Here is a 252-nt window from a genome sequence, read left to right as displayed (position 1 = left end):
ATCAATGACTTACGTGGCTATGTTCTTTTTGTGTTCTCGTCCAGGTGTTCAAGTCGGGTCAAGGTCAACCCACGCCAAGCTCGGCGCTTCGCCGAGGCCACCGGCAGGCTCGCCAAGACCGACCGGCTGGACGCTGCCATGCTCGCCCGCAAGGCCCGACTTGAACACCTGGACGAGAACACAAAAAGAACGTGAGCGTCCGGTGAGCGGATTTTGGTTAGGTGCGGGATTGGCGCAAGTTACGACACAGAT

At 57.9% G+C, this 252-nt stretch carries 1 pseudogene; it reads left to right on the top strand.

Annotation, left to right across the window (positions count from 1 at the left end):
- A pseudogene (locus ACWGTO_RS34035) lies at positions 1 to 195 on the top strand (hypothetical protein); the annotation flags it as partial.
- Positions 196 to 252: the final 57 nt, after the last annotated feature.

It is taken from the genome of Mesorhizobium sp. PL10 (assembly GCF_053714315.1).
The sequence above is the reverse complement of the archived record's forward strand: the minus strand, read 5'-3'. Positions and strand labels throughout refer to the sequence as shown.